Annotated in this window: 19 protein-coding genes and 1 tRNA gene; 9 read left to right on the top strand and 11 right to left on the bottom strand. The window is 44.5% G+C overall.

Annotated elements, in window-relative coordinates; genetic code table 11:
* Window positions 1-4: 4 nt before the first annotated feature.
* Window positions 5-1,735 (bottom strand): T9SS type A sorting domain-containing protein, encoded by a 1,731-nt coding sequence (locus tag BQ8014_RS00955; RefSeq protein ID WP_080902713.1) that lies wholly within the window; start codon window positions 1,733-1,735, stop codon window positions 5-7.
* 69 nt (window positions 1,736-1,804) lie between these two features.
* Here BQ8014_RS00955 and hflX point away from each other — a divergent pair, with 69 nt between their 5' ends.
* The 7 genes from hflX (at window position 1,805) to BQ8014_RS00915 (ending at window position 8,514) form a co-directional block, all read left to right on the top strand.
* Window positions 1,805-3,019, top strand: a complete 1,215-nt coding sequence (gene hflX, locus BQ8014_RS00950; protein ID WP_080902712.1) for a GTPase HflX — start codon at window positions 1,805-1,807, stop codon at window positions 3,017-3,019.
* Window positions 3,020-3,241: 222 nt separating this feature from the next.
* Window positions 3,242-3,730, top strand: coding sequence for a DoxX family protein (locus tag BQ8014_RS00945; RefSeq protein WP_080902711.1), 489 nt, complete (start codon window positions 3,242-3,244; stop codon window positions 3,728-3,730).
* 14 nt (window positions 3,731-3,744) lie between these two features.
* Window positions 3,745-5,436: a Gfo/Idh/MocA family protein gene (locus BQ8014_RS00940; protein WP_080902710.1), complete on the top strand. Its 1,692-nt coding sequence runs from the start codon at window positions 3,745-3,747 to the stop codon at window positions 5,434-5,436.
* A 12-nt stretch (window positions 5,437-5,448) separates the two neighbouring features.
* On the top strand, window positions 5,449-6,420 hold the full coding sequence (locus BQ8014_RS00935) for an FAD:protein FMN transferase (protein ID WP_080902709.1): 972 nt from the start codon (window positions 5,449-5,451) through the stop codon (window positions 6,418-6,420).
* Between the two features lie 159 nt (window positions 6,421-6,579).
* On the top strand, window positions 6,580-7,587 hold the full coding sequence (dusB, locus tag BQ8014_RS00930) for a tRNA dihydrouridine synthase DusB (protein WP_080902708.1): 1,008 nt from the start codon (window positions 6,580-6,582) through the stop codon (window positions 7,585-7,587).
* Window positions 7,588-7,707: 120 nt separating this feature from the next.
* Window positions 7,708-8,004, top strand: a complete 297-nt coding sequence (locus BQ8014_RS19970; protein WP_080902707.1) for an ATP-binding protein — start codon at window positions 7,708-7,710, stop codon at window positions 8,002-8,004.
* A gap of 222 nt (window positions 8,005-8,226) precedes the next feature.
* Window positions 8,227-8,514: an RNA polymerase sigma factor gene (locus BQ8014_RS00915; RefSeq protein WP_234997951.1), complete on the top strand. Its 288-nt coding sequence runs from the start codon at window positions 8,227-8,229 to the stop codon at window positions 8,512-8,514.
* A gap of 54 nt (window positions 8,515-8,568) precedes the next feature.
* Here BQ8014_RS00915 and BQ8014_RS00910 read toward each other — a convergent pair whose 3' ends face one another.
* Complete coding sequence (locus tag BQ8014_RS00910) at window positions 8,569-9,327, bottom strand: creatininase family protein (RefSeq protein ID WP_080902704.1); 759 nt, start codon at window positions 9,325-9,327, stop codon at window positions 8,569-8,571.
* A gap of 457 nt (window positions 9,328-9,784) precedes the next feature.
* Here BQ8014_RS00910 and BQ8014_RS00905 point away from each other — a divergent pair, with 457 nt between their 5' ends.
* On the top strand, window positions 9,785-10,765 hold the full coding sequence (locus BQ8014_RS00905; protein ID WP_080902703.1) for a glycoside hydrolase family 43 protein: 981 nt from the start codon (window positions 9,785-9,787) through the stop codon (window positions 10,763-10,765).
* A 176-nt stretch (window positions 10,766-10,941) separates the two neighbouring features.
* On the opposite strand, the gene BQ8014_RS00900 is transcribed toward BQ8014_RS00905, so the two are convergent.
* The 4 genes from BQ8014_RS00900 to polA all read right to left on the bottom strand — a co-directional run bounded on the left by BQ8014_RS00900 (window position 10,942) and on the right by polA (window position 15,877).
* Window positions 10,942-11,015 (bottom strand) — tRNA-Ile (locus tag BQ8014_RS00900).
* Between the two features lie 98 nt (window positions 11,016-11,113).
* Window positions 11,114-12,217 carry a redox-regulated ATPase YchF gene (gene ychF, locus BQ8014_RS00895; protein ID WP_080902702.1) on the bottom strand — a complete coding sequence of 368 codons (1,104 nt, stop codon included), beginning with the start codon at window positions 12,215-12,217 and terminating at the stop codon, window positions 11,114-11,116.
* A 91-nt stretch (window positions 12,218-12,308) separates the two neighbouring features.
* Window positions 12,309-13,091: a class I SAM-dependent methyltransferase gene (locus BQ8014_RS00890; RefSeq protein WP_080902701.1), complete on the bottom strand. Its 783-nt coding sequence runs from the start codon at window positions 13,089-13,091 to the stop codon at window positions 12,309-12,311.
* A 23-nt stretch (window positions 13,092-13,114) separates the two neighbouring features.
* Window positions 13,115-15,877 carry a DNA polymerase I gene (gene polA, locus BQ8014_RS00885; RefSeq protein WP_080905741.1) on the bottom strand — a complete coding sequence of 921 codons (2,763 nt, stop codon included), beginning with the start codon at window positions 15,875-15,877 and terminating at the stop codon, window positions 13,115-13,117.
* A gap of 100 nt (window positions 15,878-15,977) precedes the next feature.
* On the opposite strand from polA, the gene BQ8014_RS00880 reads away from it, so the two are divergent.
* Window positions 15,978-16,952, top strand: a complete 975-nt coding sequence (locus BQ8014_RS00880) for a polyprenyl synthetase family protein (RefSeq protein ID WP_080902700.1) — start codon at window positions 15,978-15,980, stop codon at window positions 16,950-16,952.
* 54 nt (window positions 16,953-17,006) lie between these two features.
* Here BQ8014_RS00880 and deoC read toward each other — a convergent pair whose 3' ends face one another.
* The 5 genes from deoC to mnmG are packed head-to-tail and all read right to left on the bottom strand — an operon-like array spanning window position 17,007 to window position 22,399.
* Entirely contained in the window at window positions 17,007-17,867 is an 861-nt protein-coding gene (gene deoC / locus BQ8014_RS00875) for a deoxyribose-phosphate aldolase (RefSeq protein ID WP_080902699.1), read from the bottom strand.
* A 1-nt stretch (window position 17,868) separates the two neighbouring features.
* Window positions 17,869-18,201: a nucleotide pyrophosphohydrolase gene (locus tag BQ8014_RS00870; protein ID WP_080902698.1), complete on the bottom strand. Its 333-nt coding sequence runs from the start codon at window positions 18,199-18,201 to the stop codon at window positions 17,869-17,871.
* Window positions 18,201-18,653 (bottom strand): D-aminoacyl-tRNA deacylase, encoded by a 453-nt coding sequence (dtd, locus tag BQ8014_RS00865; RefSeq protein WP_080902697.1) that lies wholly within the window; start codon window positions 18,651-18,653, stop codon window positions 18,201-18,203. The genes BQ8014_RS00870 and dtd overlap by 1 nt, the downstream gene beginning before the upstream one ends.
* A gap of 2 nt (window positions 18,654-18,655) precedes the next feature.
* Window positions 18,656-20,467 carry an excinuclease ABC subunit UvrC gene (gene uvrC / locus BQ8014_RS00860; RefSeq protein WP_080902696.1) on the bottom strand — a complete coding sequence of 604 codons (1,812 nt, stop codon included), beginning with the start codon at window positions 20,465-20,467 and terminating at the stop codon, window positions 18,656-18,658.
* Between the two features lie 54 nt (window positions 20,468-20,521).
* A complete protein-coding gene (gene mnmG / locus BQ8014_RS00855; RefSeq protein ID WP_080902695.1) occupies window positions 20,522-22,399 on the bottom strand; it encodes a tRNA uridine-5-carboxymethylaminomethyl(34) synthesis enzyme MnmG in 1,878 nt (625 codons plus the stop codon).
* Between the last annotated feature and the right edge of the window lie 615 nt (window positions 22,400-23,014).

Raw genomic sequence — 23,014 nt, 5'->3', positions numbered from 1 at the left:
CTATCTATTCTCCCACCCTGAATTTTTGGTGGATCACCCGGCTCTTATTGTCGGCCGAAAAGAAGTAAATGCCTTGGAGAAGAGGCAAAGGAATCGACAAATCTTCGGAATCCATTCTTTGGGAGAAGAGGATGCGCCCGTTCATATCGAGTACGGAGATCCGGCTTGATTCCGTTATTCCTTCCCAATGAAGGGAACCGTTGAGATAGTAGACCTTTATAGACGGAGAGGGGATTTGTCCGGTGGCAACCGGTTCAGCCCGGGAATCATTAAGCGAATGCTGGGTGGATATAAGAATGGAGTTTTCTGTTGAGACTGTTTCCGGCGGAATAACTAATTCGGTTTGATTTTTTGCTTTTACAAAGAAGGCGGAGAAAGGCGGGAGGGCATAATCGCTTTCCATCGGGAAAGGCTGGTAACCCGCTCCGTCATATACCCAGACAGAAGGTTCGAGCTGATCATTGCCGGCTAACTGTCGCAAGGCAAGGGGATGGGGGAATGGATTTCCGCAGAGGTACCAACCGTTATCCTTCGGATTTTTTCCAAACCCGGGATTGATAGGGATACTTCCCTCCGTAGCAAAGGAAGACGGTACGGATGTGGCGGAGAAAGTGATTGTTTGACGATCGGAAGCAGCATCCAAAGCAATCAGATAGCCGGTATTCTTCTTAAATAAAGGCTCGTCGTCCTTTTCCATATTTTCTGTTGGGATTACTTTCCAATTGGATGTTTTGTTTCCGTTTTGGGCCCGTTGTTCTGAATTATATTCCTGTATATAAAAATAATTTCCTCCTGCACTTTCCTTTTCGTCTTTGAGGGTGAATGCCGTATCGATCCCTGAAGGATATACATCAAAGGGAAAGGAAACGAAATACCATTTACCTTTCTCCGGAAAAGTCTTTTGATAAGTTACCGCCTTCCGGATATGGACCTCTCCCGAAGAAGCGAAAGAAATGTTATCTCCGTAGAAGGCCAGACTATCCGTTTGTAGCGAAGAATTTACCCGGATGCTTCCTTCGTTGAGCAGGATGGATTGGCAGGAGAGAGGTTGGCTGACCGTTATTTTCCCCTTCACCAAAGCGCTTCGATGACGCGCAGGAGGTAGGTGCGACCACCGGATCGTATCGTTCCAATCACCTTCGCCGGTAAAGAGAGAATAGTTTTCTATCTGTCCTTCTACTAAGAGACTGTCAATGCAACAATAACCATAAAGGGAATTCTCTATTATCGGATTTGTCGTTATTAATTGAAAAGAGATAGGATTATCTTTGAACCCTAGGTTTTTATAAGAGTAGGTCGTATTATTCGCTTTTATATCCATAAATTTAATCGTATCTCTTTGCCCATTTCTAATAAATGAGATGTCCAATCTTTCTCCCATCATCAGGCTATCTGATCCGTATATTAAAAACATTTTATGACTTTTATATACGTTTGTTGGGAAAGAATCCATTTTAATCCAACTGTTTAACCTCATTCGTATGGAATGCTTGCCTCCTTGTCTTTTTATTCCTGCTTTGGAAGCATCGAAGATGGAAATGCTATCGCTATTACTGACAGTATAACCCCAGTTATCTTCCGGCGAGGATTCGAAGCCTTGGAAGCGGAAAGTGTCCGAGAGAAGATAATTATCTTCGCTGTTGACGAAGGTTGCCCATTGTTCGGGAACGGTTTGTGCAATGACCTTATCTATTGCGAAAGCGCAGAGAAGAAATAAGAAAAGTTTTGTTTTCATAGTTCGTATTGGTTTTAAAGTATATACAACTGTAAAGTTATATAATTTTTTATTGATTATCTTTGCCGTATGAAAGAATTTGTAATATCGGAAGCGCAAACGGAAAAAGCCGTTCTGGTCGGTTTAATCACTGCCAATCAGAACGAACAAAAGGCGAAGGAGTATGTTGCCGAGCTGTCTTTTCTGGCGGAAACAGCCGGAGTGACGCCTGTCAAAACCTTCTTCCAAAGGCTCGACATGCCTAATTCGGTAACCTTTGTCGGTTCAGGCAAACTGCAGGAAATCAAGGAATATGTGGTTGAGAATGAAATAGGGATGGTGATTTTTGATGATGAGCTCTCGGCCAAGCAACTTCGTAATATTGAAAAGGAATTGCAGGTTATGATCCTTGATCGGACGAATCTGATCCTTGATATCTTTGCCAAAAGGGCGCAGACGGCCAATGCAAAGACACAGGTTGAATTGGCGCAGTATAAATACATGTTACCCCGACTGACCCGCTTATGGACTCACTTGGAGCGCCAGCGAGGCGGCGTCGGCATGCGTGGGCCGGGAGAAACCCAGTTGGAAACGGACAAGCGAATCATTCTCGATAAGATTTCACGCTTGAAGAAAGAATTGCTTGATATCGATAAGCAGAAAGTAGCGCAGAGGAAAAACCGCGGCAAGTTGGTGCGTGTCGCCCTGGTCGGTTATACCAATGTCGGCAAGTCGACTTTGATGAATCTTTTAAGCAAGAGTGAGGTCTTTGCCGAAAACAAGTTATTCGCCACCCTGGATACTACCGTGCGCAAAGTAATCATAGAGAACCTGCCTTTCCTTCTGTCCGATACCGTCGGTTTCATACGGAAATTGCCGACCGAGTTGGTCGAATCGTTCAAATCTACTTTGGATGAGGTTCGTGAAGCCGACTTGCTACTTCACGTGGTGGATATATCCCATCCCTCGTTTGAAGAACAGATCGAGGTGGTCAACAAGACATTGCTTGAGATAGATAACCGTCCGAAACCGATGATCATGGTGTTCAATAAAATCGACGCCTTCACTTTTGTCCCCAAAGAGGAGGACGACCTGACAGCCCGGACGAAGGAAAACATCGATTTAAAGGAGTTGGAAGAAACCTGGATGAACAAATTAAAGGACGATTGTATCTTCATCTCCGCCAAAGAACGTACCAATGTAGAAGCTCTAAAGTCGCTGCTTTACGAACGGGTCAAGCAGATTCATACGACCCGTTTTCCCTATAACGACTTTCTCTACCAGCAATATGATGAGGAAGAATAGGAAGAAAAGTAAACTATTTTTGTTTGTTCGTTTTTTTTAACGCACAATCATCATCTGAAGAATTGAAATATATATAGTTTTATTCCCTGAAAAACAATTTGGGTTTGAATAGGTATTTTGGCTATCTCTTGAATAGGGAAAATAGCATCGATGCTATCCTTATGAGATGGAAAAGTAATAAAAATATAATCAATTCATTGTATAATTTATTCTTTAGAACTAATGAAAAATAGACTAATCATGTATTCGTCTTCCCAGACCTTTTGGTTGGTATTACTTCGTTTGCTAATCGGTTGGCATTTCCTGTATGAAGGCGTAGCTAAAATTTTGAGTCCAGGTTGGAGTGCCTATCCGTACTTAATGGATTCTGGAGGGTTTCTTTCTTCTTTCTTTCAGTCAATTGCTTCTAATCCGAGCTTATTGGGAATCGTTAATATTGTCAATGCATATGGGCTGACAGTGGTAGGATTAGGACTTATTTTAGGTTGTTTTTCTCGATTGGCATCCATTGGAGGCATTCTGTTTTTAGCGTTATTTTATTTGTCGCATCCTCCCTTTGTGGGCGCTTCCTATATAATGCCGACCGAAGGTTCTTACCTTTGGATCGATAAAAACGTGATTGAAATGGGAGCTTTAATGGTTCTGATCTACTTCCCTACTTCCCAAATTATAGGTTTGGATCGGTTTATATGTAAATTCTGCAAACGTTAATAGAGAAAAGAATTATGTCAATTAAAGAAAATAATACCCCGGAAGATAAAAACGAAGAAAATAAGGAGACGCATAAAAGTGCGCTTCCTGAATCCCAAGGCAGGAGAGACGCTCTCAAAACGTTAGCTACCGTCCCCGTATTAGGAGCTTTGGCTTACGGCGTTTACAAAAAACAAAAGTATAATGCGACCCTGCAAGATGTGAAAGACGTCTTTAATGTAAGCAAGGAAAGCCCCACAATTGCAAAAATGCAACCTAATGGGCAACAGATAAGATTAGGTATCATCGGATGTGGGATCAGAGGGAAGCAATTACTTCGGGCAGCCGGTTTTGCCACTCCCCAATCATTACAGGATTTAATAGATGCGGCCAAAAAGAACTCCAAAGATACTCGTTACAAAGACTTTAAGGAACAGGAAGACCTGAATATCGTCCTGGCCGGAGTTTGCGATATTTTCGATACTTTTGCCGAGCAGGGAATTGCCGCCGGTTCAAATATCTATCGCGAAGGGGTGGGCGGCAAATTAGGACCGACTCCCAAGAGATACCGTACCTATCAGGAGATGTTGGCAGCCAGTGACATCGATGCCATACTGATAGCCAGTCCTGATCATTGGCATAGTACCATGGCAATGGAAGCGGCGAAAGCCGGAAAGCATGTCTATGTTGAAAAACCTTTATCCTGGACCGTCCCTGAAACATATATGGTGCGGGAAACTATCAAACAGACCGGCATTGTTTTCCAGCTTGGCCATCAAGGACGCCAGGTCGACAGTTATAATAAAGCGAAAGAGATTATAGATAAAGGCTTGCTGGGTCCGATTTCACTCATTGAGGTTTGTACCAACCGGAACGATCCCAACGGCGCATGGGTATATAATATCGATCCGACGGCAAATGAACAAACCATTGATTGGAAACAATTTGAAGGAAATGAAGAACGTGTGAAGGAATACATGGATTATATGACTAAATATAATCTTCTTAAATACGTAGGCCCGGAGGAGAGAACTAAATTTAGTCTCCCGCGTTTCTTCCGTTGGCGTTGTTGGTGGGACTATAGCACCGGTTTGAGTGGGGATTTATTGACTCATGAATACGATGCGATTAATCAACTGTTGGGCGTTGGAATCCCTCATTCGGCTACTTCTTCCGGAGGTGTTTATTTCTTCAAGGATGGAAGGACAGTACCCGATGTTTTGCAAACGACCTTTGAATTTCCGGATAAGAACATGACGATGCTTTACAGTGCGACATTAGCCAGCAACCGCAATCGCGGGAAGGTGATAATGGGTCATGACGCTTCCATGGAAGTAGGAGATACGCTGACTGTCAAGGTAGATTCCGCTTCTACGCGTTATAAAGAAAAGATAGACAAAGGGATCATCAAACCTAATGTACCTTTTTACACCTATGTCCCCGGAAAAAGTAATGTGGACGCAGTAACCTCTGCCACCGAATTATATTTTGCCCAACGCGGATTGCTTTATTCCTATCTTGGCGGTAAGCGTTACGATACTACTTTTCTGCATATTCGTGAATGGCTCGAATGTATCCGTGACAGAAACAAGAAAACATCTTGCGGGATAGATGAAGCATTCCAGGAGGCCATCACGGCGCATATGGGAACGCGCGCTTATCTGGAAGGAAGAACTATGTATTGGGACAAAGACAAGGAAGAAATAGTGAGAGGAGAGCTTGGCTAATTTATAGAATCTATGTCGACCACCGATACGATCCTGGCTGATGATGGTTCCGTTTACCGTCGTCTCCAGGGTAAGGCTGAAGGGACAAGTTTTCACATTATCTATCAGGACGAGAAGGGGACTGATCTTCAACCGGATATAATCCGGTTGTTCGATGAATTCGAGCAGTCCCTTTCTGTCTATATTCCTCATTCGCTTATTTCACGCCTGAACAGGAATGAACCGGTAGAGGTTGATGATTTTTTCCACTACGTATTCACTCGTGCAAAGGAGATAAGCAAACAGACAGACGGAGCTTTCGATATTTCGGCAGAACCTCTTTTCAGAGCTTGGGGATTTAGTTCGGAAGAAAAAAATATTCCTGATGAAAATCAAATAAAGCATTTAAAACAGTTCATTGGGATGGATAAAGTGAGGTTGGAAGGGAAGCTGCTTGTCAAAGATTTTCCCGAAACCATTCTGAATGTGAATGCCATAGCCAAAGGTTATTCGGCAGACTTGCTTGCCGCTCTATTGGCGCAGAGCGGCAGTCCCAATTACTTGGTTGAGATAGGCGGGGAAATACGGGTAAAAGGTGTTAATCCCGGTGGGGAGATTTGGCGGATCGGAGTGGATCATCCGTCTGAAAACCGTCGTATTCCCGGTGAAAAGTTGCAGGTCATCCTGCAAATTACAGATAGAGGGATTGCTACCTCCGGGAATTATCGCCAATTTTATATGGAAGACAGGCGGAAAATCACTCATACGATTGATCCGGCAACCGGCTATCCGACCGAACATAATCTCGTTTCTGTGACTATCATTGCTGATGACGCCATTACTGCCGACGCCTATGCAACAGCGTGTATGGTCGGAGGAATAGAGAAGGCCGTCCATTGGATTGATCGGAATCCCACGTTGGAAGCGGTTTTCATTTGCAGAGAAGCGGATGAATACCGGACTTACTTCACTTCCGCCCTTGAGGGTAAGGTAGAACAAGCTTAGAACCGGTTTAAATTTTCCACAATTTTTTCTAAAGATGATTTCGTTATTTGTTTAGCTTTTTTTGTGTATTTGCTCCGTTAAACTGAAATTAACGACCGAATTTCCTTAAAAAAAATAAAGGATAAAACCGTATTTTTGTATGGTTAGTTATAGAGAACAATGAAGATAGGAACAATCGATTTGGGAGCGCGCCCGGTATTACTGGCTCCGATGGAGGATGTGACGGATATAGCTTTCCGTTTGATGTGTAAGCGCTTCGGGGCGGATATGGTGTATACCGAATTTGTATCGAGTGATGCCCTGATCCGCAATGTGAGCAAAACGCAGCAAAAACTGACGGTATCGGATGAAGAACGGCCGGTTGCTATCCAGATCTATGGCCGCGAAGTCGAACCGATGGTGGAAGCCGCCAAGCTCTGTGAAGAAGCCGGGCCCGATGTGCTGGATATCAATTTCGGATGTCCGGTGAAGAAGGTGGCCGGAAAGGGCGCCGGCTCAGGTATGCTTCGCAATGTACCGTTGATGCTCGAAATCACCCGTGAGGTCGTGAAGGCGGTACGGATTCCCGTCACGGTAAAGACTCGTCTGGGGTGGGATGCCGACCATCAGATTATTGTCGAGCTGGCCGAGCAGTTACAGGATTGCGGGATTGCCGCCCTGTCCATCCACGGACGTACCCGTAGCCAAATGTACACCGGCGAAGCCGATTGGACGTTAATCGGGGCCGTGAAGAATAATCCCCGCATGTCTATTCCCATCATCGGTAATGGGGATGTGACCTCCGCCGTGCGCTGCCGGGAGTGTTTCGACCGCTATGGCGTGGATGGAGTGATGATCGGCAGGGGTAGTATCGGCCGTCCCTGGATTTTCCGGGAAGTGAAGCATTACCTTCGTACCGGAGAATTAGCCGCTCCCGAGTCGTTTACCTGGTATCTGGATATTCTCAAAAAGCAAGTATTGCAAAGCGTCGAACGGTTGGACGAACGCCGCGGGATCCTTCATATCCGTCGTCATCTGGCGGCAACCCCCCTGTTTAAAGGGATTCCCGATTTCAAGTCGACTCGTGTGGCCATGCTTCGCGCCGAAACGGTCGGCGAGCTTTTCACCCTCATGGATGCCATCCCGAAGCAATACGGACTGGAAGGCTTGAGCGATCCTTTGCTATAATATTCCCGATGAACGTATCTCAAAAATCTTTTTCTTCTACTTTTTATTAAAAGCATAAAATATTTTTGCGTCTCATTTGTCTACTTCTATAGAAGAACTTAATTAATAAAGAATGGACAAATGATTGCAGTTTATGTTTCAGCATCGGTTTTGCTCATTTTGTTTTTAGAGCAATACTATTATCGGAGGGCACACCGTGAAAATAAAATCATACATATAAAGAATGAAAATTGCGTCAGATGCAGAAGCTGCGTATCGAAATGCAGGCGTCATGTACTGGAAATTGCAAATGAAAGCAACGGAAATCGCTTGATAATTAAAAATCCGGATCTTTGTACAGGATGCGGACAGTGCATCAACGTCTGTAATTTCAAGGCTCTTGAGTTGAAGGAGAGAATAAAGAACGCTGTTGTATGAAAAGCTCAAACTGTTGTTATAACAAAAATGATCCTGAAATATGCAGTGTTTTGAGTTGCCTGTTTAAAGGATTAAACATTCCGTTGAAGGAACAAATCCTGTTGGTTAATGAGGCTAGAAAGAAATCAAAAGATGGATGTCGGGATCTGGTGAATATTCTATTATTCTTACATCAAAAAACCGAAACCTTTTTTTCAGGATGAAGAGACAGATAATCTTATCTTGAATGATTTTTCGGGAATCTTGTTTGGAAAAGAGCCGGATTCTTCTTCTCCCGAGAATGGATACCTCCGCTCCTTAGTTTGGAGCAAATTGGAAGATGCGTTGTCGGAGTTACCCGATGAACAGAGGGAGGTTTTTGAACTTACTGAATTGGATGGCATTCCTTCAAAAGAAATATCGAAGACAACAGGCACTCCGCAGAATACATTGCTTTCACGTAAACACTACGCCGTGCTCCATCTTCGTAAACGACTGGAAGAACTATATAAAGACATCATTGAATACTGATATCACAAATAGGTATCAGTATTCATTTTATAATGACTTAAAACCGGGATTGCTTCAGGATTGGTAAATATCCCCTTTTGAGATTTCGATGAATAGCGCGGCCAGTTTATCCGTAACTGCTTCGGCGTATTTTTTTCCTTTCTCAGCCGTCGAATAATGCGGATTGCCGATCCCGGTATCGACCGAAACTTTCGACCAATCGCGTGGTGTCCAGGCCACTCCTTCGCAGAGCGAGTTGGCTTTGAAGGGCTTGTAAGTACCGTCTCCTGCCACCGATAGGTCCACTAATTCTGGATGGTAATGCATGAGGACAGACGTTTCTACCTCATCGGCATGGTCACCGGGTATATCAAAATACTCTTTTTGGGGAACGATGGCATACCAGTTGGAGACGGCAATTAGAAAATGAGGATAATCCACCGCCAGGTCGCGGATCATGTTCTTGAAACTGTTCCCGCCATGTCCGTTCACGATAATCAATTTGTCCATTCCCTGGCGATAGAGCGAGGCTACGATATCGGATAAGATGGCTTTCTGTGTCTCATACCGGGCGTGTAGACAGAAAGGGAGACCGGTTTGTCCCGGGTTTTGCGAACCGAAGGGAATAGGCGGCAAAGCCATTCCTTTTACTTTAGCCTGTCGGTAGGCTTTCTCTATGGCTTCAATGGAAATGCCGTGAGCTAAATAACAGTCTGTCAGATAAGGAAGATGGTAATTATGCGGTTCGGTAGCTCCCCAAGGCAATACGGCGTAATCATATTTTTCGTTTTTTGTATCTTGATAAGATGCGGAAAGAATATCAAATTTAATCATTGCGTAGATAGTTAAGTTATTAAAAATAGGATCATCCTATATGATACTATAAAAATACAGTTTTATTGTACATGAATCAAATTTTTTATAAAAACAATTTATAGGAAATAATACTAGTTTTACCTTGAATAATATAAATATCCGGATCTCCTAAGAGTGTGTGTCAAAAGCCCATTGTGGGGTGAATGCAATTCGCCCGTATCATGGAATAATGTATATAATACGTTTATTTTGATTAAATCGCATAGGAGTGGGTGAATGCAATTCGCCCCTACGGAATTCCCTTATGGCCCTTTTGACGCACCTTCATTCAAATCAAGTGCACTCATTGAATAAATTGAGTGCACTCGATTTTTATGGTGTGTAAATGGGATTTTCTTTTTATCTTAGCCATCGCTACAGTTTTTATCAGTAGTGAAGTTGAAATTAGTTTAGAATAATTGAAAATTAAACTCTTATGAAAAAAGGATTCATCTGCATAGGATTATTCTTAATCTCCGTAATTTGTAGTTTCAGTCAAGAAAAACAAAAGGAAAAAGCCGGTAATCCGGTTTTCCCCGGCTGGTATGCAGATCCCGAAGGAATTATATTTGATGATAACTACTGGATCTTTCCAACCTATTCTGCTCCTTTTGATAGCCAGGTCTTTTTCGATGCTTTTTCTTCTCCGGACTTGGTTAACTGGACAAAACATGAACGGATCCTTGATACGGTAGAAGTAAAATGGGCGAAGAGAGCGATGTGGGCGCCCGCGATTTTGGAAAAGGAAAGTCGCTACTTCCTCTTTTTTGGAGCGAATGATATACATGAAAAAGGCGAAGGAGGCATTGGTGTGGCGGTTGCGAACCGTCCGGAAGGCCCTTATAAGGATTACTTGGGCAAACCGTTGATAGATGAAGTTATTAACGGTGCACAGCCTATTGATCAGTATGTTTTTAAGGATAAAGACGGAACTTATTATATCTATTATGGCGGATGGAGGCATTGCAATGTAGCTAAGTTGAATGCCGATTTCACCGGATTTATACCCTTTGAGGACGGGAAGACTTTCAAAGAGATCACTCCGGAAAATTATGTAGAAGGCCCGTTTATGTTTATCCGTAACGGTAAATATTATTTTATGTGGTCGGAAGGAGGTTGGACCGGGCCGGATTATAGTGTGGCTTATGCCATCTCGGATCATCCTCTGGGACCGTTTAAGCGGATAGGCAAGATATTGAAGCAGGATCCGTCGATCGCAACGGGAGCCGGGCATCATTCCGTCATCCACGAGCCGAAATCGGATAAATATTATATTGTATACCATCGCCGCCCATTGACGGAGACGGATGGCAACTCGCGGATGACTTGCATAGACGAGATGTTGTTTGATGAAAATGGCTATATCAAGCCCGTGAAGATGACCAACGAAGGTGTGGAAGCAAATCCTTTGGACTAAAAAGAATTTTACCGGATAAGAGCCGGAAACGTATTTTGCCTATTTTAATTACAAACCGAAATTCTTCTTGTTTGAAAATAACTCGGTGGTTGCATTAGTTCCTATGTTTGTACTTGGAATTACGGCAATTGTCAAAAAAGCAGTTACATCAATTTGTAACTGCTTTATTATAAGAGTGGTCCCACTTGGGCTTGAACCAAGGACTCCCTGATTATGAGTCAGGTGCTCTAACCAACTGAGCTATGGGACCCTTGCCCTTCGGGGGGCGAAATCGGGTGCAATATTACTGCTTTTTATTGGTTTTTACAAGTATCGGCCGTATGAAATCTGCGAAAAGATGGAGATTGCTTATACGTTGAAGCGGAAGTGCATAATGTCGCCGTCCTGTACAACGTAATCTTTGCCTTCGACACTCATCTTGCCGGCTTCTTTTACAGCACTTTCCGAACCGTAATGAATAAAATCGGCGTATTTGATTACTTCCGCTCGGATAAATCCTTTCTCGAAATCGGTATGGATCACTCCCGCACATTGGGGGGCTTTGCTGCCTTTCAGATAGGTCCAGGCGCGCACTTCCTGTTCCCCGGCGGTGAGGAAGGTCTCCAGATTCAGCAGTTTGTAGGCCGATTTGATCAGCCGGTTGACGCCGGATTCTTCCAGTCCTATTTCCTGAAGGAAAAGCTGACGCTCATCATAGGTTTCGAATTCGGCTATTTCGCTTTCTATTTTAGCAGCGACAACCAGAAGTTGAGCGTCTTCGCCTTCGATGGCTTTACGGACTTGTTCAACGTAGGAATTACCGCTTTTGGCGCTGGCTTCGTCGACATTGCATACGTACATGACCGGTTTGCTGGTAAGCAGGAAGAGTTCCTTTGCTATCTTTTGCTCGTCTTTGGTATCGAAAGTGACTGTACGGGCATTTTTTCCTTGTATAAGGGCTTCCCGGTATTTGGACAAAACTTCGTACGCCAGTTTGGTTTGTTTATCGCCTCCGGTTTGCGCCTGTTTCTGTACTTTGGCAATCCGACTGTCGATTGTTTCGAGGTCTTTGATCTGAAGCTCCGTATCGATGATCTCCTTGTCGCGCACCGGGTCTATGCGACCATCCACATGCACGATATTATCGTCATCGAAACAACGGAGCACGTGCAGGATGGCGTCGGTTTCGCGGATATTGGCGAGGAATTTGTTTCCTAATCCTTCCCCTTTGCTGGCGCCCTTGACTAATCCGGCGATGTCGACAATCTCGACAGTCGTCGGAACAATACGCTGGGGGTGAACTAATTCAGCCAGTTTGGTAAGGCGTTCGTCCGGAACAGTGATCACGCCTACGTTCGGTTCGATGGTACAGAAAGGAAAGTTTGCTGATTGTGCCTTTGCGTTTGATAAGCAATTAAATAGGGTAGACTTTCCTACGTTGGGAAGACCTACAATGCCGCATTGTAATGCCATTTATCTTGAATTTTAATTATATATCTGCTTTTGAGGAAACAAAGATAAGAAATAATCCGCTTGGAGGGAAATTCGATTCCGACGAGATTTCTCATGACCGCGGACGGACAATATAAAAACAGGAAGTGGTGAAAAAGTTCCGCAGATAGGGGATCTTTGCCAGCGGCTTGAAAAGCAACCTTGGCTTCAGTCCGAATTTGGTTTCATAATGAGGATTTATGAAGTAATACCGGCGGTTTAGGATTTCAAAGTTTCCTTCCTTCATCACTTTTTCGAACAACTCAATGGGTGTTTGGGTGCATTGAATATCCAGAAGTTCGTGGATGGTACCTTCGTCTTCATGAAATGCTTTAAGAAGTTTGCGGTAGAGGGATTTCGGAAGAAGGTGGCAATAGGGTAAATTGGAGAGGAGCTTGCTGCGACAGATCTGTTGGTGTCCTCCGAAGGGCATCTGCCAGGCAGGAAAGCGGAAGAAGACAATTCCGTCCGGGGCGATATATCTCCTTAGATTGTTGACGAATTGGCGTTTGTCGTGAATATGTTCGATGACATCATGAACAAGTATAACATCAAAAGTCTGCTCAAATTCCTTGATTTTGAAGATATCATCGGCAATCAATTGAATATCTATCTTTTTCCTGGCATAGATTGCCCTGGCGTTTTCGATTTTTCCTTCGGAGAGATCGACACCGACAGCAGAACAACCTAATTCTGCGAACGGGAGGAGGTTTCCACCGTCGCCACAGCCTATCTCCAGTATCTTTGTCTGTTTTGTGATAGGCTTATATAAAAGGACATACGGAAGAAAGTATTTTCTACTGCTTTTTGCCAATTCCTTGAAGTAAAGATTTCTGTTTTGATGCCTTTCTTGCATAAATAGAAATTTTATTATTGATATTAATGCGCTTCCAGCCAATTGTTGCCTACGCCGCAATCGGCAATGAGGGGAACTCTCAGGGAGATAACATGCTCCATTTCGTCGAGGACGATTTTCCTGACTTCCTCCAATTCATCTTTCCAGACGTTGAAATTGAGTTCGTCATGCACCTGCAGGATCATTTTGCTTTTCAACCTCTTGCTTTCGAAGCGGTTAAAGATATGTACCATGGCCAACTTGATGATGTCGGCGGCGCTTCCCTGTATGGGTGCATTGATGGCATTCCGTTCGGCATAACCGCGAACTATCGCATTGTGGGAATTGATGTCCGGTAGGAAACGCTTACGCTTGAATAGCGTCTCTACATAACCTTTTTCTTTTGCGGTACGGATACTTTCATCCATATATTCCTTCACGCGCGGATAGGTCTTGAAATAGCCGTCGATCAGTTCCTTGGATTCGGATCGGGGAATGCTTAAGCGCTCGGCCAATCCAAAGACGGAAATGCCGTAGATGATGCCGAAGTTGGCGGTCTTGGCCTTTCTTCTCATATCGGAAGTAACTTCTTTCAGCGGAATGCCGTATATTTTGGCTGCCGTGGAAGCATGGATATCCTCTCCGTTTTGGAAGGCGGATATCATGTGGGGATCCCCGCTGAGATGCGCCATGATACGGAGCTCGATCTGCGAATAATCGGCTGAAAAGAAGACGCAGTCTGCATTATCGGATGTAAAGGCCTTTCGTATCTCACGGCCTATTTCGTCCCTGATGGGGATGTTTTGCAGGTTCGGGTTCGTGGAACTCAACCGGCCGGTTGCCGTGACCGTTTGGTTGAAAGAGGTATGTATCTTTTTCGTTACCGGATTGATCAGTTGGGGCAGGGCGTCGATGTAGGTGCTCAAAAGTTTCTTGAGGCCACGGTATTCCAGCAGTTTTCCGACGAGGGGATGCTTGGAGCGGAGTTTTTCCAATGTTTCTTCGTTGGTGCTGTAACTTCCCGTCTTTGTTTTCTTTGCCCTCTCATCTAACTGGAGGCGGTCGAAGAGAATCTCACCGACCTGTTTCGGCGAATTGATGTTGAATGTGCTGCCGGCGATTTGATAAATTTCTTTTTCCAGGCGGATGAGTTCCTTGGTCATTTCTTCGGACGATTCTTTGAGCGCCTGGGTATCCAGGGTGACGCCGGTGCGCTCGATGTCGGCTAATACGTAGATAAGGGGCAGCTCGATTTCCTGCAATAAAGGTTCGAACCCTTCCTTTTTGATTAGCGGTTCGAAGAAATTCTTTAGCTTTAGGGTAATGTCCGCATCTTCGGCTGCATATTCGGCGATTTCCTGAATCGGAACGGCTCGCATAGTCCGCTGGTTCTTTCCTTTCGGACCTATGAGGGTTTCGATGGAGACGGGCTGGTAGTTGAGATAGGTTTCCGCCAGGTAATCCATCCCATGGCGCAACTCAGGATTAAGTAAATAATGGGCGACCATTGTGTCGTATAACTTTCCTGCGATTTTGACTTCATGCTGCCGCATGACGATCAGGTCAAATTTTATATTTTGACCGATCTTCATGATGCCGGGGTTTTCCAATGCAGGGATGAAAGGAGCGACCGTCTGCTTCCAGTCTTCCGATTCGGGAACGGGGACGTACCAAGCCTCATTTTCCCGGATGGCGAAGGACATCCCGACCAATCTGGCGGTCAGCGGATCCAAGCCGTCGGTTTCCGTGTCGAAAGCGAAAAAACTTTGTTTGGAAAGTGATTTTCCCAATTCGGCTCTTTTGTCCTCTGTATCAACAAGAAAATAGTGATGAGGGGTGGTTTTAAGGCTCTGTGGTTGCGATATTTCGGATGAGGCTGGCTTATCCTCTGGAATATCGTCGAAAATCGAGAGTTGAGCGGAAGGTTTTGAGATGCTTTTTTTATCCTCTCCGATCAATTTGTTAATAAATGTTCGGAATTCTAAATCGGTATAGATGGAAATCAATTTTTCCTGATCGGGTTTTTCGCGGATGCATTGTTCCGCTTCGAAACGGATCGGGACGTCAGTTACGATAGTTGCTAAAAATTTGGAGAAACGGATCTGCTCCTCGTTGGTTTCGATTTTACTTTTAATGCTTCCTTTCAGTTGGCCGGTATTCGCCAGCAGGTTTTCAACGGAACCGAAATCAGACAATAGTTTCTGGGCGGTTTTTTCTCCAACTCCCGGACATCCCGGGATATTGTCAGAACTGTCGCCCATTAATCCGAGGAGGTCGATCATCTGCGTAGGGGAGGTGAGGGAATATTTTTTCAGTACTTCCTCGACTCCCAGAATTTCATAGTCTCCCCCGAACTTCGGGCGATACTGGAAGATATGTTCGGAAACCAACTGCCCGTAGTCTTTATCCGGCGTCATCATATAAACATTGAAGCCTTCCTTCTCTGCCTGCTTAGCTATGGTGCCGATAGTATCGTCCGCTTCATATCGCGGGACTTCCAGTATTGGAATCCCGTATGCCTCGATGATTTGGCGGATAATAGGTACGGATTGCCGGATTACTTCCGGCGTTTCTTCCCGCTGGGCCTTATATCGTTCGTAGGCCTCATGGCGGAAGGTCGGGCCTTGCGGATCGAAACCTACGGCGATATGAGTCGGATTTTCACGCTTGAATATATCTTCAAGCGAATTGATGAATCCGAAAATAGCAGAGGTATTCATTCCTTTGGAATTGATCCGGGGATTTTTTATAAAGGCGTAATAGGAACGATATATGAGGGCATAGGCATCGATAAGAAATAGCTTCATTGCTTTTAACACGTTTTAGTGAGACTTATTAGTGTGTAAATGTACAAAAAAACTCTGTAAGTCTGGGGATTTTGTTATTTTTGCAAATCATTAGAAGGTCATGATAGAATTAAAAAGGATAGAAGAACCGGTTGCAGAAGAAATAAAGGCTTTTCGAGACGATTTTGCCGCGTCAATCCATAGTGATGTGCCTATTTTAGAAGCTGCTATCGACAAGATTCATAATTCGACGGGCAAGCATATCCGTCCGCTTCTGGTACTCTTGACCGCAAAGGCTTGCGGGAAGGTGACCGGTCATTCGATTAATTCTGCTGTTTTCCTTGAGCTGTTGCATACTGCGACGTTGATTCACGACGATGTGATCGATGAAACGAAGCAAAGGCGCGGAATCGCTTCCTTAAATGCAATCTTTGACAATCGTATTTCTGTCTTGGTGGGTGATTTTATTCTTTCTACGGCTTTGGCCCGTTCGATTCAGTCCGGAAATTTCCGGATAATATCGATTGTTTCGTCTTTAGGACGGACTTTATCCGAAGGTGAACTGAAACAATTGAAGAACGCCGAGGATACGGTTTTGGATGAAGAGGTTTATATGCAGGTTATTCGGAAGAAGACGGCCGCTCTTTTGTCCGCTTGTACGGAAATCGGAGCCCTTTCAGCCGGAGCTTCCGATGAAATCGTTGAGATCTGCCGTGAGTTTGGTGAGTTTTTAGGTTATTGTTTTCAGATCAAAGACGATATTTTCGATTATTACCGGGATTCAAATATTGGAAAACCTACCGGGAATGATATCCGGGAAGGAAAAGTGACTTTACCTCTTTTGTATGCTTTACGCACGGGAAAGAAAGAGGAGGTGGATTATTACACGGGTCTGATCAAGTCCAAAGACTATACGGAAGAGCATGTCGACTCCCTTATTGAGTTTGCGAAGAATAACGGCGGAATTGAATATGCCATTCAGCGAATGGAAGATTTTAAGAGGAAAGCGAATACACTTTTGGCTTTGCTTCCGGAATCGGAAGCGAGGCGCAGCCTGCTTCTCTTAGCGGATTATATCATGGATAGGAAAAAGTAGAGAAACAAGAAGAGCTTGACGGAAATCCGATCAAGCTCTTTATCTATATTTATTTTAGGAAATTCTTTTTAAAATATCGCCGGCAAGACTGCTGGCGCCAATCCTGAACAGGTCACTGTTAAGCCATTCATCTCCCAGGATCTCTTTCACGATCGTATAGTAATTGACCGCATCCTCCGCCGTACGTATTCCTCCGGAGAGTTTGATTCCCTTTTTATTTCCGGTGAGTTCGGCATATTGCTTTAATACTTCGCATATCACATAGGCCGCTTCCAAAGTAGCGCCCGGATAACTCTTGCCCGTGGAGCTTTTGATGAAGTCCGCCCCTGAATAAAGGGCCAAAACGGATGCCTTCTGGATATTTTCCGGTGTTTGAAGCGCTCCGGTTTCCAGAATTACTTTGAGTTTGGCGCCGCGGCAGCTTTCTTTTATCTCGCTCAATTCGTCGGTCAGTTCTTCATATGCTTCCTCCATGAAGTATCCCAGGTTGAGTACGACATCGATTTCATCGGCTCCCGCTGCAACAGCCATCGAGACCTCGGCTATTTTGATTTCCGTAAAGGTCTGGGAAGAGGGGAATCCTCCGGCGACCGAGGCTATCTTTACATCCTGGGTGGTAAGTGCCTGTTTTACTGTTTCTACCAGATTAGGATAAACACAGATTGCTGCCACATTAGATACATCCGGCCTCGTGCCTTCAAAATCATTTACTTTATCAACGAATTTCCAGACGCTTTCTCTTGAATCCAAGCTTGTTAATGTGGTCAAGTCTATGCATTCATAGATTGATTTCAGAACTTCCGGCGTGAAATTCTTCTGAGAATTCTTTTCTATGATCTGATTCGTCTTGTTGGTGAGATTCACTCCCGTTTCAAAGGGAGAAAATTTACTGAATGCTTCCTGATATTTGTCCATCTTATAATTTTTTATTGTTTATATGTCTTTCCTTGTCTCTGCTTGTTTTCTTTTCGATATTTCGAAAAAAAGATTCGGTTAAATCGACTCCGGTTTGGTTGGCCAAACAGAGGAGTACCCATAGAACGTCTGCCATTTCATCGCCTAAATCGTGCTGTTTATCACTTTCTTTGAATGATTGTTCGCCATACTTGCGGGCAATGATCCTTGCGACTTCACCCACTTCTTCGGTTAATATTGCCATGTTGGTTAATTCGTTGAAATAACGAACGCCGTAGGTTTTAATCCACAGGTCTACTTTTTCTTGTGCTTCTTGTATTGTTATACTTTCCATTATTCTTTGTTTTTACTATCTAATATAATCGTTACTGGACCGTCGTTCAGCAAGTTGACTTTCATATCCGCTCCGAAAGTACCTGTTTTTACCTCTTTTCCCAAGGATAGGGACATTTCATTGCAGAAATTCTCATACATAGGAATGGCAAATTCCGGTTTTGATGCCCGTATGTAAGACGGACGGTTTCCTTTCTGGGTGGATGCCATGAGTGTGAACTGACTAACGACGAGGATCTCACCGTTCGTGTCCAATACGGAGCGGTTCATTACCCCGTTTTCATCGTCAAAAATTCGCATGTTCACTATCTTCTTTACCAACCATTGGATGTCCTCGTCCGTATCTTTGTCTTCAATTCCTACCAGGACTAATAAACCATTACCGATTTGACTTTTGACGATTCCTTCGATTGTTACGGACGAATGACTTACTCTTTGTATTACCGTTCTCATTTTTATTTTGTTAATCCTTCTTTTAGCAAGGCCACTTTGGCTTCGCCGATTAATTTTTTCAACTCTTCCGGGCTTGCTTTCTTGATTCTTTTTACACTTTTATATTCACGTAAAAGTAATACTTTTGTCTTTTCGCCGATGCCTTTGATCTGGTCTAATTCGGATGCCGTTTGCCTTTTACTCCGCTTTTCCTTATGAAAAGTAATGGCGAAGCGGTGGACTTCATTCTGCATCTGTTCCAACAGATGGAAAAGCGGGCTTTGCCGGGCTAATCCCAAAGAAGTAGGAGGAGAACCATAAAGAAATTCCGAAGTACGGTGCTTCTTGTCCTTTGCCAAGCCTGTGATGGGTATTTCCAGGTGCAATTCGTCTTCGATTACCTCCCGTACCACTTCCATTTGTCCTTTCCCTCCGTCCGTAATGATTAGGTCGGGGAGCGGCGCCCCTTCTTCCTTCAGTCGTTTGTAGCGCCGATAGACAACTTCCTTCATGGAAGCATAATCGTCGGGACCTTCGACCGTTTTGATAATGTACTTCCGGTAATCTTTCTTGGAAGGTTTGCCCATTATGAAAACGACGCAGGCGGCTACGGCATCTGAACCTTGTATGTTGGAATTATCAAAGCACTCGATATGGGCCGGCAGTTTCTTTAATTGGAGCTGGGTCTGGATTTCCTTCAGTAACCTTGTATTCCTTTGTTCTGGATTCAGCTTTTCCGCCTGTTTCAATCGGTCTATCTTGTATTGTCTTACGTTCATTTCTGATAATTCGAGCAGTTTTTTCTTGTCTCCACGTTGGGGAATGGTAAATGTTATTCCTTCCAGTTGGAGATCGAGATCGAACGGAACGATGATTTCCCGGGCGTTGCTTTCGAATCGCTTACGCATTTCGATAATACCTAATCCCAACAGCTCTTCTTTTTCTTCATCCAGTTTCTTCCGGTACTCGAATGTATGCGCCTGAACAATCGCCCCGTTCCCGATATGGAGGAAATTAATGTAGGCGGAGCGTTCGTTCTCAGCAAAAGAAAAGACGTCGATATTGTGCAGCATGGGGGTGACGACCGTTGATTTCGAACGGTAATTCTCTATGATTTCATATTTCTCTTTAATGGCCTGAGCTTCCTCGAAACGAAGCTCTACCGCTAATTGTTGCATTTTCTCATACAGAATCTTCGCGATATGGGAGATATTCCCTTTTAAAATCTCCTTTATTTCGGAAACATTCTTCATATATTCCTCTAGCGATTGCAGTCCGATGCAAGGAGCTTTGCAGCGTTTGATATGATACTGGAGGCATTCTTTATACTTCCCCTGTGCAATGGTTTCCGGGGTGAGCGGGTACTTGCACGTCCGTATCGGATAAATATCCTTTAGCATTTGCAGCATAACTTTGGCTGTATAGACCGAAGGATAAGGACCGTAATATTGGGAACCGTCGCGTACGATGTTTCTCGTTTGGAAAACGCGCGGAAAGTACTCGTTCTTTACGACAATGGAAGGGTAGGTTTTGTCATCTTTCAGAAGAACGTTGTATCTGGGACGGTATTGTTTGATCAGATTGTTTTCGAGCAGAAGGGCGTCCTCTTCCGAATCGACAACAATGTATTTGATATCCCTTATTTGTTTGACGAGAACCCGTGTCTTGTTGTTGTCATGCTCTTTGTTGAAATAAGAGGTTACGCGCTTTTTCAGGTTCTTCGCCTTGCCTACGTAAATGATAGTCCCTTTTTCGTCGAAATATTGGTAACAACCCGGGCTATCCGGAATCGTTGCTAATATTAAGTCTATTCTATCTTTTGTATTCTCCTTCATTTTCTCTCCCTTCTTTTGTTTGAAAAAGGTGATGTTTCACGTGGAACATTCAACTTATCTCCCCAATAAAACCAGGAGGATGTTGATGTCACTCGGAGATATGCCGGGGATCCGGCTGGCTTGGGCAATCGTTTCCGGATTTATTTTTTGCAACTTTTGCCGGGCTTCAGTAGAGAGCGACTGGATAGTCGAATAGTCGAATTTGTCTTTGATGCGGATATTCTCAAGGCGGGAAATCTTATCTGCGATCTGTTGTTCGCGCCGGATATATCCGCTGTATTTTAATAGAATTTCCGCCGCCTCCATAATTTCGTCACGCCTTTTCTGCGGAATTTTTTCCAACTCCAAGCGAAGGGCGGGAGTGAGGTTTGCCAAATCGGATAGCTTCACCTGAGGGCGAAGGGCCAAATCGACCAATTTGCATCCGTGTGTCAACGGAGCTGTCCCCAACTGTTCCAGGCCTTCATTCATTTCTGCCGGCTTAACAGAATAGTTTTCCACGAATGAAATGAGCTCGTCGCGATACTTCTTTTTTTTCTGGAGCAAGTCGTATCGGTCTTGCTTTGCCAAGCCGAGGGCATATGCTTTCTCGGTCAGGCGCATGTCGGCATCATCTTGGCGGAGGAGGATCCGGTACTCGGCACGGGAGGTAAACATGCGATAAGGTTCGTCCACACCTTTTGTCACCAAATCGTCTATCAGTACTCCGATATAAGCCTCGTCCCGTCCAAGCGTGAAAGGCTCTCCCCCGTGGCAACGGATATGTGCATTGATGCCTGCAATCAGTCCTTGCCCGCCCGCTTCCTCATAGCCAGTCGTGCCATTGATCTGTCCGGCAAAAAATAGATTGGCGATCTGCTTCGTTTCGAGCGTATGGCTTAATTGAGTCGGATCGAAAAAGTCGTACTCGATCGCATAGCCTGGACGGTAAATCTGTAAATCGCGGAAGGCGGGAATCGCCTGCAATGCCCGGATCTGAATGTCAATCGGAAGGGACGACGAGAATCCGTTCAGGTAATACTCATGCGTTGTTTCTCCCTCGGGTTCCAGGAATAGTTGGTGATGCGTCTTGTCGGCGAAAGTAACGATCTTCGTTTCGATGCTCGGGCAATAGCGGGGGCCGATGCTTTGGATCTGTCCATTATATAGAGGAGAATAGGGGAGGCCTTCGCGTAAAATGTCGTGGCAGGATTCGTTCGTGTAAGTCGTCCAGCAGCTAAGTTGGCGAAGTTCCCGGTGCACCGAATCAAGATAGGAAAACTGATGGAAATCGTTTTCCCCCGGTTGTTCGCCCATCTCTTCGAAATGGACGGAACGTCCGTCAATGCGCACCGGAGTACCGGTCTTCATCCGGTCGGACCGGAAGCCTAACTGTATGAGTTGTTCCGTCAATCCGGTTGCCGCCGGTTCGGCCATCCGGCCTCCGCGCAATTGCGTTTTTCCGATATGCAGCAACCCGTTCAGGAAGGTACCGTTTGTAAGTACTACGCTCTTGGCGCGAAACTCGACACCCATCCTCGTACGTACTCCCTGCAGGGTCTTGTTCTCTATAATTAGTTCATATACAAGATCTTGCCATATGTATAAATGTGGAATATTCTCTAAAATCTCCCGCCAGTTCCGGATGAATTGCGCCCGGTCGCTTTGCGCCCGGGGGCTCCACATGGCAGGTCCTTTGCTACGGTTCAGCATCCGGAATTGGATGGCAGTCCGGTCGGTCACAATCCCCATATAACCTCCCAGGGCATCGATCTCCCGGACGATTTGTCCTTTGGCGATACCGCCTACAGCCGGATTGCAGCTCATTTGCGCTATTTTATTCATGTCCATCGTAATGAGCAGTGTCTCCGAGCCTAGGTTGGCCGCCGCTGCCGCCGCTTCACAACCAGCATGTCCTGCGCCCACTACGATTACGTCATATGAAAATTTCATTTCTTTATTTCTTTTAGGATGATTTTCGGCAAGAAGTAACCCGTTCTATTTCTTGCAAAACCAGTCTGCAAAGTTACCAAAAAAATGTTTTCCGCCGCATTTGATTTTCCCAAAGGCCATTCGAGCGGTCATAATAAAGAATAAAAGGGTGACAACTTTGATAATAAGATGTTTATGTTTTATAGGCGTTGAATTCTCACTGACAGGAATACGAAGCATGCTTTTTACCTTCCGCCCAGGTGCGCAAGAAATTGGCGAGTGATGCTTAAGCCAATCTTTTCCCGGTAAAATAGGTCAATATGATTTATAGCTAAATAATAAACAAGTCATAACTTACAAGTTAGAGAAGATGTAGTCAACTAAAATCATTAAACTACACTCAAGTAGGTGTTCTATGTCCGTCACACACGTGTTTTACAGCTGTCGAACACGTGTTTCACAGCTATCAAACACGTGTTTCACAGCCGTCAAACAGGTGTTTCACAGCCATAGAACAGTTAATTGGATTTAGCGGAGGATGAAATTGGATATACATTATTTTGAAAATCAGTATAGTAAAGCGTCGTTTCCAGATTATTATATAGACAAGCTGGTAAAAAATAAATAGTTCCCGAC

The organism is Parabacteroides sp. Marseille-P3160, from assembly GCF_900162725.1.
GTDB lineage: Bacteria > Bacteroidota > Bacteroidia > Bacteroidales > Tannerellaceae > Marseille-P3160.
Note: the sequence above shows the minus strand (reverse complement) of the source record. Positions and strands in the feature narration are given on the sequence as shown.

Bases quoted from the DNA above. Each gene is read 5' to 3' on its own strand.
- polA (WP_080905741.1), bottom strand. From the start codon at position 15,877: ATGAAGCTATTTCTTATCGATGCCTATGCCCTCATATATCGTTCCTAT.
- BQ8014_RS00870 (WP_080902698.1), bottom strand. From the start codon at position 18,201: ATGGAAAGTATAACAATACAAGAAGCACAAGAAAAAGTAGACCTGTGG.
- BQ8014_RS00945 (WP_080902711.1), top strand. From the start codon at position 3,242: ATGAAAAATAGACTAATCATGTATTCGTCTTCCCAGACCTTTTGGTTG.
- ychF (WP_080902702.1), bottom strand. From the start codon at position 12,217: ATGGCATTACAATGCGGCATTGTAGGTCTTCCCAACGTAGGAAAGTCT.
- uvrC (WP_080902696.1), bottom strand. From the start codon at position 20,467: ATGAAGGAGAATACAAAAGATAGAATAGACTTAATATTAGCAACGATT.
- BQ8014_RS00890 (WP_080902701.1), bottom strand. From the start codon at position 13,091: ATGCAAGAAAGGCATCAAAACAGAAATCTTTACTTCAAGGAATTGGCA.
- BQ8014_RS19970 (WP_080902707.1), top strand. From the start codon at position 7,708: ATGATTGCAGTTTATGTTTCAGCATCGGTTTTGCTCATTTTGTTTTTA.
- BQ8014_RS00905 (WP_080902703.1), top strand. From the start codon at position 9,785: ATGAAAAAAGGATTCATCTGCATAGGATTATTCTTAATCTCCGTAATT.
- dtd (WP_080902697.1), bottom strand. From the start codon at position 18,653: ATGAGAACGGTAATACAAAGAGTAAGTCATTCGTCCGTAACAATCGAA.
- BQ8014_RS00955 (WP_080902713.1), bottom strand. From the start codon at position 1,735: ATGAAAACAAAACTTTTCTTATTTCTTCTCTGCGCTTTCGCAATAGAT.
- dusB (WP_080902708.1), top strand. From the start codon at position 6,580: ATGAAGATAGGAACAATCGATTTGGGAGCGCGCCCGGTATTACTGGCT.
- BQ8014_RS00940 (WP_080902710.1), top strand. From the start codon at position 3,745: ATGTCAATTAAAGAAAATAATACCCCGGAAGATAAAAACGAAGAAAAT.
- BQ8014_RS00910 (WP_080902704.1), bottom strand. From the start codon at position 9,327: ATGATTAAATTTGATATTCTTTCCGCATCTTATCAAGATACAAAAAAC.
- hflX (WP_080902712.1), top strand. From the start codon at position 1,805: ATGAAAGAATTTGTAATATCGGAAGCGCAAACGGAAAAAGCCGTTCTG.
- BQ8014_RS00880 (WP_080902700.1), top strand. From the start codon at position 15,978: ATGATAGAATTAAAAAGGATAGAAGAACCGGTTGCAGAAGAAATAAAG.
- BQ8014_RS00935 (WP_080902709.1), top strand. From the start codon at position 5,449: ATGTCGACCACCGATACGATCCTGGCTGATGATGGTTCCGTTTACCGT.
- deoC (WP_080902699.1), bottom strand. From the start codon at position 17,867: ATGGACAAATATCAGGAAGCATTCAGTAAATTTTCTCCCTTTGAAACG.
- mnmG (WP_080902695.1), bottom strand. From the start codon at position 22,399: ATGAAATTTTCATATGACGTAATCGTAGTGGGCGCAGGACATGCTGGT.